The organism is Cupriavidus sp. GW822-FHT02D05, from assembly GCF_058802485.1.
This window is the reverse complement of the sequence record NZ_JBXAOE010000022.1, coordinates 124,707-141,678: the sequence shown is the minus strand read 5'-3', so window position 1 is coordinate 141,678 and position 16,972 is coordinate 124,707. Positions and strand designations below refer to the sequence as shown.

Sequence of the window (16,972 nt, the reverse complement as noted above, 5' to 3'; positions counted from 1 at the left end):
TCCGATATGGGATGCGCAGCAGCCCCTCGACCGACCACGCGCCTGCAATCCGGACGGCCGCTCATGGCCGGGAAGGGACCTCCGCCAGCTGCAACCCAGTCGTCTTTTCCCGACCCCGCACTGCCGGTCAGACCGCCCCGCTGCAACGGCCGCTTCCAGAGAGCAGCCGCCGCTCGTCATCGCGTGTAAACGGGCTGGCTCATCAGCGGCTGGGCGGACGCCTACTACTTCTCGGCGGAACTGATAGTGTTACCGGCCGGGACGGGCAGGTTCATCCGCTGGGCACCGCAATCGCGCTGCCGCCGTTCGGGCAGAAGGCAGGCGCCGCCCCGCTCCTGTTCGGCTTCATGCAAATGGGCTGCGCGGCCCCGCCATGGAGTTGTCTCTGCGCAGGTTGGGCCGCCTATTTGGCCTTCTTTATCGTCCTGGCGGCCAGCTTGCCGTTGTCGCCGCTGGTGTTCTGGCGATCGGCCGGTCGCTGAATGCCAGAAGTGTGCCGGTCATGCGAAGAAGTGTTTGCTGCTGTGGACACGCTCAGTGACGCGAGGATCGCGTCGCGGCAAACCGCCAGGATTTCGTCGGCCAGCGGCGAGTCGTCCGGACAGGCCCGCGACATGATGACGGCGCCCACCGCGTGCGCCAGTGTGTCGAGGGACCGGGCTCGCGCCCGACCCGGATCGGCTCCGTCCGAAAGAGTGTCCTCGGGCCTCAGCGCAGCCAGCAGGCTCTCAATGCCAGCCGCGAACGCGGTCCGAACCGCTTCTGGTTGACGCGCGGCATCCCCGCCTAGTGCGGCCATTGTGCAACCGGTAGCGCGGGTGTCGCGGTGCTCGCGAGAAAGGTAATGCTGCACGAACTCTGGGGCGTTTACACCCGCGCTCAGTGCCACCGTCTGCGCGATGCCGCAGGCCGCCGATTCCGCCATCAGTTCGGCCTTGGAGCGGAACTGTCTGTAAAAGCCGCCGTGGGTGAAGCCGGCTGCGGCCATCAGATCGGCAACGCCAACCCCGTCGTAGCCACGTTCCCGAAACATCTTGGACGCCGTCGCGACAACGTGCTCCCGGTTGGCCTGTGCCTGTGCCTTGGTGATCTTCATTTCCTGACCACGGTGGGTTCATGTCTGCGAAGGCTCCATTGTACATTGATGTTAATCGTCATCAAAATCTTGACAGTTAAGATTATGGTCATCATCATTGAGCGCAACTCCAACCCTAAAGGCTGACGCAAGATGACCGACAAGACGCTTTTCGAGCCCTACACCCTTGGGCGCCTGACACTCGCCAACCGTTTTGTCATGGCACCGCTGACCCGCAATCGCGCAGGCGCGGGGCTGGTGCCAAGCGAACTGGCCGCCACTTACTACGCCCAGCGCGCCTCGGCCGGCCTGATCATCACTGAGGCTACCCAAGTCTCAGCCCAGGCCCAGGGCTATCAGGACACCCCGGGCCTGTATACACCTGAGCAAATCGCCGGCTGGCGCACGGTCACCGAGGCTGTGCATGCGAAGGGGGGACGCATCTTCGCGCAACTCTGGCACGTCGGGCGTGTTTCGCATGTCGATGTCCAGCCTGACGGCGCTGCGCCGGTCGCGCCTTCGGCCATCCGCGCGGCGACGAAGACCTTTGTCAACAACGGTTTTGTCGACGTGTCGCAGCCGCGCGCCCTCGAACTCAACGAACTGCCGGGCATTGTTGACGACTTTCGTCGAGCCGCGGCCAATGCCATGTCTGCCGGCTTCGACGGCGTGGAGATTCACGGTGCCAACGGCTACCTGCTGGAGCAGTTCATCAAAGACGGGGCCAACCAGCGCACTGACGCCTACGGCGGTTCGATCGAAAACCGTGCGCGCCTGCTACTGGAAGTCGTCGCTGGAGTTGTTGAAGAAATCGGCGCCGATCGCACCGGTGTGCGCATCTCGCCTGTGTCACCGTTAAATGGCATTTCGAGCAGTAACCCTCAGCCCCAGTACGACTACATCGCCGGGCAGCTCAGCGCGCTGGGCATCGTCTACCTGCATGTGGTCGAGGGCGCGACCGGCGGCCCGCGCGATGTCGCACCGTTTGACTACGACGCGCTGCGCCGCCGCTTCAGGCAAACCTACCTGGCCAACAACGGCTACGACCTGGAACTCGCCACCGCCAGGCTCAACGAGGGCAAGGCAGACCTGTTTGCCTTCGGCCGTGCCTTCATCAGCAACCCCGACCTGGTCAAACGCCTGAAGACCGGCGCCCCGCTGGCCCAGCCCGACTTCGCCACGGTCTATGGTGGCGGCGCTGCGGGCTACACCGATTACCCGTCCATCACCGCCTGAGGCGCGCTGCTTGCGTCCACGTCCGAACCGCCTTGAAGAGGAAATTATCATGACCACGCTTCCGACTGTTCTCATCACCGGCGCCTCCTCCGGCATCGGCGCCACCTACGCCGAGCGTTTCGCCCGCCGCGGCCACGATCTTGTGCTGGTTGCACGCGACAAGGCGCGCCTCGAAACGCTGGCCGCGCGGCTGCGTGAAGAAAGTGGGGTGGCCGTGGAAGTGCTGCAGGCCGACCTCACCCAGCCCGCCGACCTTGCCGGGGTCGAGACTCGTCTGCGTGAGGATGCTCGCATAGGCATCCTGATCAACAACGCCGGGATGGCTCAATCGGGCGGCTTCGTGCAGCAGACGCCTGAGGGAATCGAACGCCTGATCACGCTCAACACGACGGCGCTTACGCGGCTTGCCGCCGCCGCCGCTCCGCGCTTCCTGGAGTCTGGTACCGGCGCAATCGTCAACATCGGCTCGGTGGTAGGTTTCGCGCCCGAGTTCGGCATGTCAATTTACGGCGCCACCAAGGCGTTTGTGCTGTTCCTGTCGCAGGGATTGAACCTCGAGTTGTCGCCCAGCGGCGTCTACGTGCAGGCGGTGCTCCCGGCGGCGACCCGCACGGAAATATGGGGGCGCGCCGGCATCGACGTCAATACGCTTCCCGAGGTGATGGAAGTCGGCGAACTGGTTGATGCGGCACTGGTCGGCTTCGATCGCCGCGAACTCGTGACTATCCCGCCGCTGCACGTAGCGGCGCGCTGGGACGCATTGGATGGCGCGCGTCAAGGGCTCATATCGGACATTCGACAAGCCCAGGTGGCCGAACGCTATCGGCCCGAAGCCTGACCGCCACAATGACCGGGGCGTCACCCCCGACGAGAATCGACCATGAACTTCAAAGCGCCGCAGGCGTCTTATGCCCACGCTCAGACCAAGCTAGTAGAGGTGTGCGGAACCACGTTCGCTTATCGCGAACTGGGACAGCATGGCGGCACCCCGCTGGTCCTCCTTAACCACTGGGGCGCCGTGCTGGACAACTTCGACCCGCGCATCGTAGATGGCCTGGCTCGTGAGCACCACGTTATTGCCATCGACTATCGCGGAATCGGTTTGTCCGGCGGCACCGCGTCGGTAACCGTCGGCGAGATGGCGCGCGACGCGAGCGCGGTGATCCGCGCGATGGGTTTCGATCAAGTAGATCTGCTCGGCTTTTCGCTTGGCGGTTTCGTGGCACAGGACGTGGCCCTGAAGGTGCCTGCCCTTGTGCGCAAGCTCATCCTTACAGGCACGGGCCCCGCGGGCGGTCAGGGCATCGATCGTGTCGGTGCGGTGTCGTGGCCGCTGATACTCAAGGGCCTGCTGACGCTATGCGACCCCAAGACCTATCTCTTCTTCACCCCTACGGCCATTGGCCGGCAGGCGGCAAGCGCCTTCCTGAAAAGACTGAAGGAGCGCCGCGTCGATCGCGACAGGGGACCGACACCCCGCGCCTTCTTGCGCCAGCTCAAGGCGATTAAGGCTTGGGGCCAGCAGGTGCCGCAGGATCTCTCCGGCCTGCGCATGCCGGTCCTGATCGCCAACGGCGACAATGACATCATGGTGCCCACCACGCTAAGTCGCGACATGGCCCGGCGCATTCCCCATGCGCAGTTGGTCATCTACGAAGAAGCCGGCCATGGCGGCATCTTTCAGTATCACGCCGACTTCGTGTCAAGGGCGCTGGCGTTCCTGGCAACACCCCCATTGGATTTAGAGCAACATGAACGCACTCACATTTAAACGCTATGGCAGGTCACCTGAGATCGGATTCGCCGACGTTCCGCGCCCCACGTTAAAGGCGGATGAGTTGCTGGTGGAGGTCCACGCGGCAGGATTGAATCCAATTGACAACATGATTCCGGCGGGCACGTTCAAGCCTGTCCTGAAGTTCGAATTACCGGCCACGCTAGGCAGCGATATTGCTGGCGTGGTGGTTGAGGTTGGCAGTCGCGTGACGCGTTTCAAGCCGGGCGATGCCGTTTTTGCCAGTCTCTTCGATCTTGGCAGAGGTTCGATCGCCGAATTTGTGGCGGTGCCGGAAAGCGTTGCCGCACCGAAGCCGGCCAAGCTCGACTTTGTGCAGGCCGCCTCCGTTCCGATGGTTGGCCTCACCTCGTGGCAAGCATTGAAGGAGCGTGCCAATGTTCGAGCTGGTCAGAAGGTGTTCATCCCTGCGGGGTCGGGCGGTATCGGTACGTTCGCGATCCAGCTAGCAAAGTACCTTGGTGCCAAGGTGGGAACGACCACCAGCACGGGTAATGTTCCACTAGTCACCACGCTGGGCGCAGACGAGGTGGTCGATTATAAGAAGGAGAGCTTCGAAAGAGTGCTGCGGGGCTACGACGTCGTGCTTGGTACATTGAGGGGCGATGCGATCGAGAAAGCCATCGGCATTCTCAAACCAGGGAGCAAGGTTGTCTCGCTCATCGGTCCCTTGGACGCAGCGTTCGCACGCGCACGACGCCTGAATTTCTTTCTAACGTTCGTGTTCGGCTTGATGAGCCGAAAAATCATGCGTCTTGCAAGAAAACGGGACGTCACCTACTCATTTCTATTCGTCCGTCCCGACGGCGCCCAACTCGCCGAGATTGGAGGAATTCTCGAGTCGGAACGCATTCGTCCGGTGATCGACAGGGTTTTCTCGTTCGAGCAAGCGAAGGAAGCGCTTGAATACTTGGCCGAGGGACGCGCGAAGGGCAAGGTCGTCGTGAAGATCAAGTGAGTGGCCAAACGGTTGACTGTGCAGGAGCTTACCCTAGCGACTGAAGAAGCGGGTGACTAGGTTAAGGCTCATGGAGAACCGGATGGCCGGCTAGAGTTGCAGAGCCGCCGCCCGCACGTCCGAGCTCAAGCGCGAGTGAATGACCCTTGTTGGCTGCGGATTCAACCGGTCAACGCAACCGCCGGATAGAATCCTGGCCCAGACCACGCCACGAATGAACTGGCTCTCCCCGGGTCACGCAGAAAAAAAACCCTCCACAAAGTGGAGGGCGGAGGACATCATTAGCTCAGGGCCAAGTAGCGGGTCGGGCTACAGGAAAATCTTACGGCCGGATTGCTCAGGCATTGGCCTCGAAAGCTCACGAAATTCGCGAGCTTTTTAAGGAATTTCTGCCTGAGGTCGTCGTGGAAGATCAAAACAGCGCCAATTGGTCCTCTCGAACAAAGATTCGCGGCCGAGGCTCTGGATCCGCGGCGCCCGATGACAGCACGATTGCAGGTTCCACACTTTGCACAACCAACTCAGCACCTGCTTTCGCCGGCGGCTCAGCATGCTCTGGGACCGCCTCGCCTCGGCTTCGCCGCCGAAGCCTCGGTCCCCATCCACCCAGTATATGGGCGGGCGTGAACCAATGGCTCCATGATTCATTGCTGAGTGCGTTACCGTGAATCACGATCGCGGGAATATGCAGTAGGGACAACTGTAGGTACGTCATGTGAACACAGCGCGGGTCTATGTCGACACACGTCGCGTGCATAACGTCCTGATAGTTGTGACCGGCGTCATTGAAGGCGTCAGCACAGGCAATTACCATACCGCCAGCGCCGCACGCGGGCTCGTGTACGGTCACGTAGCCTTCGCGCTCTATGTGCAGGCTACCGTCCCCCACGTTCATCAGCGCCATCATTCTCGACACGGAGTAGGGAGTAAAAAACTGCCCCGCCCTACTGCTCCCAAGCTCCAACATCATGTAGGTCTGGCCCAGCACATCGGCTAGCCCCTCACCACCTGGAACAAGCCGCTGCACGCGGTCTTCAAAGCACGCCGTCAATGCCCCAAGCATCTGTGGGAATCGCTTGAAGTCCGCGGGATCGTACTTCTTCACTATCGCAAGGTACCACTCTTCCCGTGTCTGGAAGTGGTGCTTGTCGACTGCGTTGCTCACTGCCAGCGCCGAAAGCTCCACGAAATCGGCGAAGACCTCATCTAGTGTGTGTCGGTAGCCAAACTCCTTGATTAGGGAAATGAGTGCCTTCTGGTGTTCATCGGCTGTCCGATTGAACATCTTTTGCGCGGTCCGATTACTCATGGGTCGACCGCAGGTGTACGCAGAAATGGGTACGCAGGCGATGCCGCGTCGATTTGGGGATAGCAGAATGGAACATGTGGGCTTCCTGAACAGGATGTGAGGGAGCCGCCCGACGGGATGGCAACCCCCGTTGGGTAGAAATATGTGACGCGTGCACGCAGCGCGGCTGCCGCCTGGCTGCAACCGCCGGTCAAAGACTTGTAAGTTCCGACCGACCTGGGAGATCCAATGAGATCCCCCAGGAATGACACGTCCGGATAGACTCCTGGCAACCGATAGCGCAGCGGGTCAGATGGTTGCTACAAGTTCCCAGCACCATCCTTCGACGAAATAGGTGCAGATCGCCTCGCCATCTACTTGCAGCACCGTGGTCGCGACTGGGATGACTTCCTGCCCATCGAACACCACGGCCACACCCGCCTCGTCGACGTGCACGACATCGGGCAGCAGTTGCGCAAGCTGGAGAATGCTAGAGAGTGGAAGCTCGGGAACCACCCATTTGTTCCAGCGCGTGCCGTTCCAGTAGGCCGGCAATGACAGATCCGCCGGCTCTTCTAGCGTCACGTGCACGAGCCGATAAGCCTGGTCCTCCGCCGGTGCATACTGCCCGGAAAACCGGTCCCACGATAGGGCACGTGAAATGCCACCGACATGCGGAGCAATCTCGATCGATACAATCTCGACCAAGTTGCCGTCCTTGTCTCGATACGTCTTATGCATGGCGCAGCTCATTCGACCGCCGCGGCGGCATGCAAATGCTCTCGCGTCAATTCGATGTTATGCGCAAGCTGATGGGCCTGGCGGCTGCTTTCCTTGGCCGCCAGGAATGCCGCTGCGACGTTGTTGTACATGAAGGTGCTCCAAATTGTGGGAGCACCCCCCTCGGGATGCCCCCAAGGGTGAGTGAGTAGTTCAAAAAGGGGCCGAAGCCCCATTCCTCAAATCAAGCCGTGTTCGGCAAGGGACGTGGTGACACTGCCGGCCACGATGACATGATCCAGCGCACGGACATCTACCAGCGCTAGAGCGCTTTTGAGCCGCAGGGTCAGCACCTTGTCGGCCTCGCTCGGGTCGGGCCTTCCGCTCGGATGGTTGTGCGATAGGATCACCGCCGCTGCGTTGAGCCGAAGTGCCTCCTTGACGACCTCGCGCGGATGCACCGATGCGCTATCGATGGTGCCGCGGAACATCTCGACATATTCGATGAGGCGATGCTGTGTGTCGAGGAACAGTACAGAGAACACCTCGCAGTCCAATCCAGCCAGCTTGGTCCGCAAGTACTCCCCGACCGCCGCCGGCGACGAGAAGGAAGCCCCACGCTGCATCTTCTGATCGATGGCCTGGCGCGCAGCGTCCAGAATCTGCTCCGCAGTCGCCAGCACATAGAGCCCGTGTGCGTCACGCACCAGCAAAGCGGCATCGAACGAGGAAGAGGAAAATTGTGACATGATCGTGCTCCGGTTGCTCGGGCGGAATCGCCCGGAAGCCGGAAGCGCTCCCGTTCGGGTAGCACTCCCGGACGGGTCAAAGAAAGGATTTTGGTTCAGTGGCGACCTATCGCCGGCGCTGCCGCCGTTGGCGTCCAGCCGAGTGCCATCCAGTACGCGACGGGATGGTCGGGAAAGTCAGGTATCGCACCGAGATACAGGGGCGGCACCTCATCCGGCGCGCGCATGCCCGCCCAGCATTCCTCACGGTATCGCCGGCTCAGCCGAGTCCAGGTGAGTTCCGCGCGGGCAATATGGTCCCAGGTCGTTGGCAACTTCGATTCATCGAAGCGACTTTCGCCGCGCCGGTTCATGCACGCGACAACCTCGTAGTACCGGCCAAGGTCATGAGAAAAGCCCTGCCGTTGGAATGTCAGCTGCTCTGGCGGCGGAAAGCCGAAGATCCGTTGAAGCTGGCGCATATAGACGGCGGTCTCGCTACGCGAGCGCGCCACATAGTCGGGATCGCCAACCTGAGCGCACGCCTCTTCGACAGGGACGGGTCCGACTTCGATACGCATGGGGAGAAGGTTCACTGTGGCTTCCAAGTAGTAACGTCCGGGGAAGCCCCACAGGGGGCATTCCCCAGTGGGTGAGAGTGCGAACGACCGGCCTTACGCCTGGCCGATCTGGCTATTGCGGGCGTCCAGCGTAGCTAGCGCCCTGAGCAGACAGCCAACCAAAAGCAGCGCGCCTATGGCCGCGCACGACAGCATTTGCTGCAACAGAACAGCGTCGTCCCGCGTCGTCATCAGGCAGTACAGGACCGACAGCAGGTCCAGCATCAGCGCGACAACAACGCCGGCGGCGAAACGCGTGGAAAAGATCATGATGGCTCCGCGTGGAGGGAGCGCCGCCCATGGGGGCAAGCCCCACGGGTGGAAAGAGAAGAGAGGAATCAGTAGTGGTCCATCAAGAATTGGCCGCCATGCTTCTCGACGAACGCAAGCAGCTTGTAGCCGAGCTCGGTGTCAAAGCGGAACTCGCACCAGCCTTTAAAGAATGCTAGCTCGAGACCGGGCAGCGGCACCGCCCTCCTTCCCAGGCAGCCGTACAGATTGAGCAGGAGAAGCTCAGCCGCGAGGTCATCCATGTCGCAGCTTTCAGCGAAAGCCTTCACCGCGTTGAGCGCGGCATCCATGGTCTGGACACTTGTCGAAGTCAGGAGTCCTGCTTCGGACACCTGGAAGCTCTTGCGCAACACCACGGCACCGACAGGCTTGCGGTCCAAGGCAAGCTTGGACAGCACGAACCGGCGGGTGATTTCGATGGCGGCGTGTCGAGCACGATCGCAAGAGCCAGCGTGGGCTGCAGCAATACGCGACGGCGGTGATGCCTGTTGGGAAACGAATTGCATGGGAATGCTCCGGAGAGGGAACACGCCCATCCGGGACGTGAGTCCCGAGGGGGTTGAAGACTGCCGGCGTGGACCGGGCAGTTATGCTAGCCATCGCGGAGATGGCGGGGTCGATGCGTCTACGACGCGAGAATTGCCGAGAGAATACCGCAAAGCCGCCGACGGTGGAAGACCATGCTAGCCCGATCGCCCTTGCCTGCGCAGGTGGTTGATGAGCGCCCAACGGTAGCGTTCGCGCTCAGCCGGATCCTGCAGGTGCGTGAAATCCGGCATCGGCCCGCCGGCGACGGCTGAGCCATCCTCCTCGCGCATTCGGCCGGCATCGATGGCCTCTTGGCTGTAAAGCTTCGCCATTCCCCAACCGATTTCCGAGAATGCAACATAGTCCCAACGACCAGGGATTATGTCCCTGTTGAACCAGGCCTCCCCGGCGTCCGACACCAGTGCAACCACGTCATAGATGCTGCCCAAAGGGGATGGGTTCGCTCGCACTTCGAACCGCAGTACCTCCGGCTCGGGATGCCAGAACACGCGGTCCAACATACGCCGGAAGGCGAAGGCATCAATCGTGGTTAGGGCCTGATAGTACTCGCCCCCAGGCGAGACCATCTCCCGCTCCGAGGCGGGACGCGGGCCGAGCGAAACCTCTCTCATGGAAGGGGCTTACCGTAAAAGCGACGCGAAATCATACAGCTTTCCAAGGCTGACGCCACCCAATCTCGCGCCAAAATGCTCTCTGGAAAGCTGCGCCCGCCTTGACAACGCCGGCCGGCCGGTAGGCTAGAAAGCCTGTCTTATCGAATTCTCGGTCATCCGGTCCTGGGACGACGCGGAAACGAGGGCGAACAGCGCTATTGGCTCCCTGAGGGCAATCTTCAGCCCGTTTTGTGGGCTCAAATCGGTGCTTAGGCCGACCTTGCTCGAAGCGCTCGCGGACCGCTGCGCCCCGCTGCCGTTGTCCGCCAGCGTCCTACGCCTGCGTCAAAGGAATCGCCCCGAGCGATAGGCGCATCGAGGCGAGGATGCCAAGTCGAAGAATCGGGGTAAAGTAAGTTCCCATTGCCTCCCCACCGCTCGCAAAAGCGTGGAGGAAGGGGATTTCTGCGCTAGCTGGTCCCGACGTCCATCCAATCCGTCAATGCACGCACCAGTTTCCGCGGCTGCTCTAGCGGCACCAAATGCCCTGCGGCCGCGACGACCCGCAGCTCGGCGCCGGGAACGCCGAGCGCAACCTGGCGCAGAACTTCCTCGGGAAACACCCTATCGTGCGAGCCGCACACTACCAGCGTTGGTTTGCTGCCGTCCAGCAACCGGGAGCGATCTGGCCGGTCGATGACCGCCTGCACATGCGCAAGGTAACGTTCAACGCCATAGGCACGCACCATGACACGGCGCTCCGACATCAGGTCAGCGTCCTGCAGATTACTCGGATGAAAAGCACTGACCGCCTGTGCTTCGATCATGTCGAAGTAGCGGCCCTCGCGAGCCGTGGCCATGGATATGCGTCGTTTCTCGCGCTGTTCCGGCGAGTCCGCATAAGGTGCCGAGCAAATCAGGGCAATGCCTTCGATGCGCTCGGGCACAGATTCCAGCAACGCCAGTGCCACATAGCCCCCGAACGAAAAGCCGCCCAGCCAGAAGCGCTCGGGCAAAACTGGCAGCAGTGCCTCGGCGATGGCCTCGACAGACGACAACGGAGGGCAGTCCACCGCGATGCCGCGCACCGATGGCGGCAGGGCCGCCAGGGTCCGGGCGAACACCATCCGGGTATTGTTCAGCCCCGGCACCAGAACGAGGTTCTTTTGCATGACGCCGTCTCAGGGCAAGTATGCCGCGCCACGGTTCTCGCCCGCAACGCGGTCAGGCTCCACCCAGCAAGCATGCGTACCCATTGAGATGCGATGCGGCAGGATGATTTGCGCAATCGGACCTGCGGCGATATCGCTGGCGTCCAGGATCAGACATTCCGAGCGATTGGCGGTCATGTCGGTGACGAAGGTCAGCAGGTAGCCGTCGTCCTCCGCCTTGGCGCCGATGCGGCGTGCCATCTGCGGCTCACTGCCATAACGGCCCTTGCCATACTCGTAGCGCTGGGTCGCGCCCGTCAACATGTCATAGCGCTTCAGGCCACGGAACAACCATTCGCCTTTTTCGTATAAGACATTATAGCTGTAGCGGTACGGGCGGCCAACATAGTCGTTGCTACAGATTGGGAACTCCGTGATCTCGTCGTCGATCTGCTCCTCGCGCGTCTGGCCGGTTTTCAGGTTGAATCGCCACCGGTACATCAGCGTCGGGTTGTTATGTTTGTCAAGGTGAGCGCGGATCTTGTCGTAGGCGGCCTGCTTGCTGCCGTCATTCTGCCCCACGCTCGGCTTGTGCGGGTCCGGCATGATGCATCCATCCATCACGACCTCGTCGCCGTCCTCGTAACAGTTCGCCAGATGTAGGATGTGACAAGGCGTGCCCTCGAACCAGCGCACCTGCGCGTTGTCGCCGTGGCGCGGCACGATGCCGAAGCGAGCCGGAATGTCACGGTGGAACGCCAGCTTGCGCTCGCCGCGCTTCAGCGCTTCGGGATCGAAGAAAAACGGCAGGTCATGCAGAATCGTGTAGTTCCTGGTAATGCCCAGGTCATGCGGCCAGCGCGGGCCAGGCAGCTCGATCGGCACGTAGTGCACCAGGCGGTTGTGGCGATCAATCACACCGTAATGCATATGCGGCCAGCGTTCCGGGTATTTGAAGAACATCATCTCGCCCGTCTCGGCATCGACCTTGTAGTGAGACGCCACACCATCCGGCACCTCGCGTCCCCAGTTGACGTCCGGCCCCAGCGTCTCGAGAGACAGCGGATCCAGCCGCCACGGCTCGCTACCCTGCGACATCGAGGCGAGCAGCTTGCCGGCATGGCAGATGACGTCGGTGCCGGCGTTGTCCTTCATGGCACCCATCGAGCCCCAGCCACGGCGCGAATACAACTGTGGCGACAGCATGCCTGGCCAGAGCGACCGGCCAGCGGCTTTTTCGGCAAGAAAACCGGTGGTCTGCACATAGCGGTTGCGGTAAGTGGCGCGACCGTCTTCGAAATGGATGGCGTGCAGCATGCCGTCACCGTCGAAAGGATGGTAGATGCCGATCGATTCATGCACCTGATTGTGCGTATTGCGCACGTAGATGCCGTGCAGATCCCTGGGGATTTCACCGATCACCTGCATGGCGTCGGTATCCGCGGTGTATTCGTCCTGGTTGGGCGTAAATGGCCCGTTGAGGAAGGGATGGTCGTTGTCCGCCGAGATCGTGGACGGAACGTGATTGACGATTTCCAGCATGATGGATCCTCACTCTGCTTGCCTGGTGCATCCTTGATGCGCCAACGGCTTCTCTTGGGGTTTCCCTACGGCTCGCGATGATTTCGCAGGTTGTGCGCTCAGTTGTCCAGCTTCACTGCGCCGGACTTCACAAGCTGCGCATAGTGCCTGGTGCGTTCCTCGATTAGTGCCCGGAACTGGGCCCGCGTATTGCCGACCGGGTTGTAGCCCATCTGCGCGAACAGTGTCTTGATGCGCGGCAGTGCCAGCGCCTTGGTGAAGGCAGCATTCAGCTTGTCGAGAATCGCTACCGGGGTGCCTGTGGCCGCGGCGTACCCCACCCAGCCATCGGTGACGAAATCCACGCCGAGCTCACGAAAGGTCGGCACATTGGGGAAGGCCGGCACCCGTTTCCCGGCCGCCACCGCGATGGGCACCGCCTTGCCCCCGTCCACAAATGCCTTGGACGAGTTGGTGACCAGCGCGTAATGGATCTGCCCATTGGCGATATCCGACATCATCTGAACCTCGCCCTTGTATGGCACATGCGCGGCGCGGATGCCGAGCTTCTGCTCAAGCATCACATTGTTGAAATGGAAACTGGTGCCCGCACCTGGGGTGGCGTAGTTCAGCTGTCCCGGGTGTTGCTGGGCATAGACAGTGAACTCCTTCAGGTTGTGCACACCCAGCGAGGGGCTTGTCACGAGCGCCAGGTAGGTGTCGACCGCAATCGTGATTGGCTCGAAGTCCTTCAACGGATCGATCCCGTAGTTCTTGTCCGTCAGGGGCAGCGTAATCATGGTGGCAGGCACGACCAGTGCAATCGTGTAACCATCACGTGGCGCGCGCCTGACCGCGTCCAGGCCGATCTTTCCCCCCGCGCCGGCGCGGTTCTCAATCACGACGGGCTGGCCGAGAATCTTGCCGACCTCGTCGCCCAAGGTCCGGGATACCGTGTCGGTCAAACCGCCAGCGGGGTATGGCACGACCAGCGTGATCGGCCGCTCGGGCCAGTCGCCTGCCTGCGCCCCGGCAATGAAACCGAGCGCCAGGCAGGCGCCGATAAAGGCACGCCTTGTCACTGAAGGGATGTTTCTCTGCATCATGCTGTTTCCGAGTAAGGGATGGCTCGCTGGCGAGCCCCCGTCTTGCGATAGTCCGTCAGGCTTATTCGCGGCCAGCATTGTCAACATGGCGCCGAATGAAGCCGAGCAGGTGGCGGTTAAAGGCTTCCGGCTGCTCGGCAAACGCGTAGTGCGCAGCGTCTGGAATGCAGACGAACTCCGCCTGTGGGATCAGTTCCTGAATCTCCCGCATGCCGTCAGGCCTGCCGACCTTGTCCTGCTCGCCGGCGACAAGCAGCGTCGGCACAGCAACCTGGCGCAGGGTGTCGATGCCTTCATAGTTGACGATGGCCGCGATCGCGGCACAGAAGGTGTCGGCCGAAGTGCTGGCCGCCACTGAAGTCACAAGATCGACCAGCGGCCCCTGCGAGCCCGCCGCAAACATCGAGCGGATCACCGGCATGGCCGTTTCCACGAACGATTTCCCATGCTTGAGCGGCGCGATGCGCTCTTCCAGGAAGGTCCTCCTGTCCTCCTCACTCTTGCGCGAGAAAGACGCTACCGTTGCCGACACCACCAAGCCATGCACGCGCCCGGGCAAGAGCGTCGCCACGCGAGGCGCAACGATGCCTCCCATGCTATGGCCCAGCACCACGTTGCGCGCCGTACCGAGCCGCTCGATCAGCGCGGCCGCGGTGTCCGCCAGCCCTTCGATGCTCAGGTTCTCCGGCAGCGGACTCAGGCCATAACCCGGCGCATCCCAAGCCACCACGCGATAGCCCTCGCGAACCAGCGCCTCGATTTCCGGTCCGAAGTACGTCTTCGAGCCATAGGCGCCGTGCAGCAGGAAGATTGTGGTCTCTGCGTCGCCGGCCACCTGATAATCGGGAAAACGATAGCTCTTCATGTTTGATGTTCCATTCGACTTGGTCTGCGCTTGCCCTGCCGGGCTCAGAACTTGGTGCGAATGCCAATTGCGACGGCGGTCTGGCTGTACTTGCCCGGCGCCAGCGTGTAGCCACCGAAGCCAAAGTTCATGGCGGCGTTCTTCGCATAGGCGGCCACCGCGTAAAGGTTGGTCCGCTTGGACAAGCTGTAGTCAAGCAGAGCGCTGGCTTGCCAGGGATTGGCGGGATTCGTGCAGCTTGTGCCGCACGACTTCTTGACGTCGTCGTAGTAGAAGGCACCCGTGAGCACCAAGGCCTGCGCGAGCTCGTAGCGCACGCCCGTCCACCAGAAGTTATCGCGCGTGATCGGCCTGCCGGCTTCGTCTTCCTTGCGGCCCCAACGATAGGCCGCGAACAAGGTGGCCGGTCCGGCCATGTAGTTGGCGGCGATGCCCGCGTACTGCGTTCGGCCGGAACCGGTACCGGTGCCGGCCTGTGGATTCAACTGGTCATAGGCCGCCGAAATGCTGAAGTCGCCCGGAGCGTAGGTGGCTCCCAGGCCCCAGCCGGAACCAGAGGAAAATGCACCCGGCCGCTCGCCAAAGCTGTAGTGCGCCCCAAGCCCCACCGCGCCAAACTTCCCGACATACTTCACCGCGTTGTCATTGCGCGCAGTGACCACAGTCGAGATCGGCTCATACTGCGGCGCATAGGCCTGCGGCACATAGTTCCCCATGATCGAGAACATCGTCGTGTATTGGCGACCGAAGGTCAGCGTGCCATACTGGTTCGACAAGCCAACGAACGCCTGCCGGTCGAACAGCCGGCTGCTATCGGACTGCGTACCTGTATCCACGTTGAAGCCGTTCTCAAGGGCAAAGACCGCCTTCATCCCGCCGCCCAACTCCTCCGCGCCCCGAATCCCCCAGCGCGAAGTCGACATGCCACCGGAGCGCAAGCTCAGCCGGGAGGCACTGCCTTTCCCGGTAGCGCCCGGCAAATTGTTCACGTATTCAACGTTGGCGTCGACCACGCCATAGAGTGTGACGCTGGATTGCGCCTGTGCCGCGAGGCTGAACATACCCAATCCTGCGCAAGCCAATACATGCTTCATTCGATGTCTCCCCTTCAGTCCGGTTGATGGGCCAGCCATCGCGACAGGTGGATGTCGGTGTGGCCGCTCTCTTGTCCGGACCGTATTCTTCCGAGAGACCCGGATGGCGTATAGGAGAAACTAGTGGGAAAACCGCACTGCGGAAATGACGACGCTATCTATCTGATTTTAAATGATTTTCAAACCAGAGATAACGCAGGATGCGCAGGCACGGGACCAGCGGCGGGCGAGTGAGACGGTAGCGCCCATGCCTCCTGGGCAGCCAAAATCACTCGAAGAAATGCGTGCTCGGCTCAGGGGCGATACACGCTATGCGGCACCACCTGCAGTGGTGGCGAGCGGTCGACCTCCGCGCGGATGGCGTTCACCATCTCCACGAGCCGGGGGCCTAGTTCCTTCACCAGCCGCTCCCGTGGCGCAGCTTGCGGATTTGCAACGCAGGTAAACACATAGATGCCGCCCCCTATTGGCATGACCAGTGGCACACCAACGGCGTTGACCGGCCGCGACCATGAACGCAGGGAGATCACAAAGCCGTGCTTGCGGTAATCCGAGTGCGCCCGCTCCACCGATTTTCGGATCTGCTCCCATTCGGCGCCATGCCGCTCCTGCATCTGCTCGAGCAGGTGCGCACGCTCGGCAAGCGGGGCCGCCACCAGGTATGCCGTGCCCATCGCCGTCGACGCCATCGGCAGCACTGTGCCGACGTCGACGTGCACCACCTTTACGGTTTGATCGCAGCGCGCCACCTCCAGGAACATCACCCCAAGGCGGTCGCGTGTCCCCATCGCCACTGAGACCTTGCGCTCGCGCGACAGCGCCTCCATGAACCCCCTGGCGATCTTCTGCACACCGAGACTGCGCTGGATTGAGGCACTGAGCCCCAGGACACCGGCACCGACGAAGTACTTCCGGCTCTGCTCGTCACGCCGAAGGTATCCCAGCGAAGCCAGGGTAAAGGTCAACCTGGATACCGTGGCGCCAGGCAAACCGGTTATCGAGGAAATATCCTGGTTCCCAAGCAGACCACCGCCATCGAATGCGCCAAGAATTTCCAGTCCACGAGCCAGGGCTGTGACAAAACGGCGGTCATCTTCTAGTGCGGAAATGTCTTGCGGATGTTTGGATGTCATAGCGTCCATAAATCGACTTCCCACGCATACGCAGGATCTCGGAAGGTAGCAGAGCAGGATATTCAACAATCGCCAACGGAGCCCGTCCGGGAACGATCTGTCGTTTTTGGCCTGCAGTGCTTGACGGCGCTGTCGCCGGCCCGCACGACAATCGTGCGCTGGGTCGAGCCCTGCTCGCCGGCGCACAACGAGCGCCGGGATCACCTTTGGAAAGCCCCGCAAAAAATCAAGCCCAGAACAAATATCCTG

General features: G+C 61.7%; 19 protein-coding genes. 4 read left to right on the top strand and 15 right to left on the bottom strand.

Annotation, left to right across the window (positions count from 1 at the left end; genetic code table 11):
* Positions 1 to 403: 403 nt before the first annotated feature.
* Positions 404 to 1,096, bottom strand: coding sequence for a TetR/AcrR family transcriptional regulator (locus AC1RQK_RS27240; protein WP_492812258.1), 693 nt, complete (start codon positions 1,094 to 1,096; stop codon positions 404 to 406).
* Between the two features lie 132 nt (positions 1,097 to 1,228).
* Between AC1RQK_RS27240 and AC1RQK_RS27235 the strand changes: the two genes are divergently transcribed.
* From AC1RQK_RS27235 to AC1RQK_RS27220, 4 genes are read left to right on the top strand one after another with little or no spacing between them, the layout of a single operon-like run.
* Positions 1,229 to 2,311, top strand: a complete 1,083-nt coding sequence (locus AC1RQK_RS27235; RefSeq protein ID WP_492812256.1) for an alkene reductase — start codon at positions 1,229 to 1,231, stop codon at positions 2,309 to 2,311.
* A 49-nt stretch (positions 2,312 to 2,360) separates the two neighbouring features.
* A complete protein-coding gene (locus AC1RQK_RS27230; protein ID WP_492812254.1) occupies positions 2,361 to 3,149 on the top strand; it encodes an SDR family NAD(P)-dependent oxidoreductase in 789 nt (262 codons plus the stop codon).
* 42 nt (positions 3,150 to 3,191) lie between these two features.
* The gene (locus AC1RQK_RS27225) at positions 3,192 to 4,082 is read left to right on the top strand and encodes an alpha/beta fold hydrolase (protein ID WP_492812252.1); all 891 of its coding nucleotides are present in this window, start codon (positions 3,192 to 3,194) and stop codon (positions 4,080 to 4,082) included.
* A complete protein-coding gene (locus AC1RQK_RS27220) occupies positions 4,063 to 5,064 on the top strand; it encodes an NADP-dependent oxidoreductase (protein ID WP_492812250.1) in 1,002 nt (333 codons plus the stop codon). Before AC1RQK_RS27225 ends, AC1RQK_RS27220 begins: the two co-directional genes overlap by 20 nt.
* A 412-nt stretch (positions 5,065 to 5,476) precedes the next feature.
* On the opposite strand, the gene AC1RQK_RS27215 is transcribed toward AC1RQK_RS27220, so the two are convergent.
* The 14 genes from AC1RQK_RS27215 to AC1RQK_RS27150 form a co-directional block, all read right to left on the bottom strand.
* Entirely contained in the window at positions 5,477 to 6,373 is an 897-nt protein-coding gene (locus tag AC1RQK_RS27215) for an N-6 DNA methylase (RefSeq protein WP_492812248.1), read from the bottom strand.
* Positions 6,374 to 6,661: 288 nt separating this feature from the next.
* Complete coding sequence (locus AC1RQK_RS27210) at positions 6,662 to 7,093, bottom strand: hypothetical protein (protein ID WP_492812246.1); 432 nt, start codon at positions 7,091 to 7,093, stop codon at positions 6,662 to 6,664.
* An 8-nt stretch (positions 7,094 to 7,101) separates the two neighbouring features.
* Positions 7,102 to 7,224 carry a hypothetical protein gene (locus AC1RQK_RS27205; RefSeq protein ID WP_492812244.1) on the bottom strand — a complete coding sequence of 41 codons (123 nt, stop codon included), beginning with the start codon at positions 7,222 to 7,224 and terminating at the stop codon, positions 7,102 to 7,104.
* Positions 7,225 to 7,311: 87 nt separating this feature from the next.
* Positions 7,312 to 7,821: a RadC family protein gene (radC, locus tag AC1RQK_RS27200; protein ID WP_492812242.1), complete on the bottom strand. Its 510-nt coding sequence runs from the start codon at positions 7,819 to 7,821 to the stop codon at positions 7,312 to 7,314.
* A 95-nt stretch (positions 7,822 to 7,916) separates the two neighbouring features.
* Complete coding sequence (locus tag AC1RQK_RS27195) at positions 7,917 to 8,381, bottom strand: hypothetical protein (protein ID WP_492812240.1); 465 nt, start codon at positions 8,379 to 8,381, stop codon at positions 7,917 to 7,919.
* A 93-nt stretch (positions 8,382 to 8,474) separates the two neighbouring features.
* Complete coding sequence (locus AC1RQK_RS27190) at positions 8,475 to 8,690, bottom strand: hypothetical protein (RefSeq protein ID WP_492812238.1); 216 nt, start codon at positions 8,688 to 8,690, stop codon at positions 8,475 to 8,477.
* Between the two features lie 68 nt (positions 8,691 to 8,758).
* Positions 8,759 to 9,217 carry a hypothetical protein gene (locus AC1RQK_RS27185; protein WP_492812236.1) on the bottom strand — a complete coding sequence of 153 codons (459 nt, stop codon included), beginning with the start codon at positions 9,215 to 9,217 and terminating at the stop codon, positions 8,759 to 8,761.
* 177 nt (positions 9,218 to 9,394) lie between these two features.
* Entirely contained in the window at positions 9,395 to 9,871 is a 477-nt protein-coding gene (locus AC1RQK_RS27180) for a hypothetical protein (protein ID WP_492812234.1), read from the bottom strand.
* A 452-nt stretch (positions 9,872 to 10,323) separates the two neighbouring features.
* The gene (locus AC1RQK_RS27175; protein ID WP_492812232.1) at positions 10,324 to 11,025 is read right to left on the bottom strand and encodes an alpha/beta fold hydrolase; all 702 of its coding nucleotides are present in this window, start codon (positions 11,023 to 11,025) and stop codon (positions 10,324 to 10,326) included.
* A gap of 9 nt (positions 11,026 to 11,034) precedes the next feature.
* Positions 11,035 to 12,546 carry a carotenoid oxygenase family protein gene (locus AC1RQK_RS27170; RefSeq protein WP_492812230.1) on the bottom strand — a complete coding sequence of 504 codons (1,512 nt, stop codon included), beginning with the start codon at positions 12,544 to 12,546 and terminating at the stop codon, positions 11,035 to 11,037.
* Between the two features lie 98 nt (positions 12,547 to 12,644).
* On the bottom strand, positions 12,645 to 13,631 hold the full coding sequence (locus tag AC1RQK_RS27165) for a Bug family tripartite tricarboxylate transporter substrate binding protein (protein WP_492812228.1): 987 nt from the start codon (positions 13,629 to 13,631) through the stop codon (positions 12,645 to 12,647).
* Positions 13,632 to 13,692: 61 nt separating this feature from the next.
* Positions 13,693 to 14,496, bottom strand: coding sequence for an alpha/beta fold hydrolase (locus AC1RQK_RS27160; protein ID WP_492812226.1), 804 nt, complete (start codon positions 14,494 to 14,496; stop codon positions 13,693 to 13,695).
* 44 nt (positions 14,497 to 14,540) lie between these two features.
* Positions 14,541 to 15,590: a porin gene (locus AC1RQK_RS27155; RefSeq protein ID WP_492812225.1), complete on the bottom strand. Its 1,050-nt coding sequence runs from the start codon at positions 15,588 to 15,590 to the stop codon at positions 14,541 to 14,543.
* Positions 15,591 to 15,883: 293 nt separating this feature from the next.
* On the bottom strand, positions 15,884 to 16,732 hold the full coding sequence (locus AC1RQK_RS27150; protein WP_492812223.1) for an IclR family transcriptional regulator: 849 nt from the start codon (positions 16,730 to 16,732) through the stop codon (positions 15,884 to 15,886).
* Positions 16,733 to 16,972: the final 240 nt, after the last annotated feature.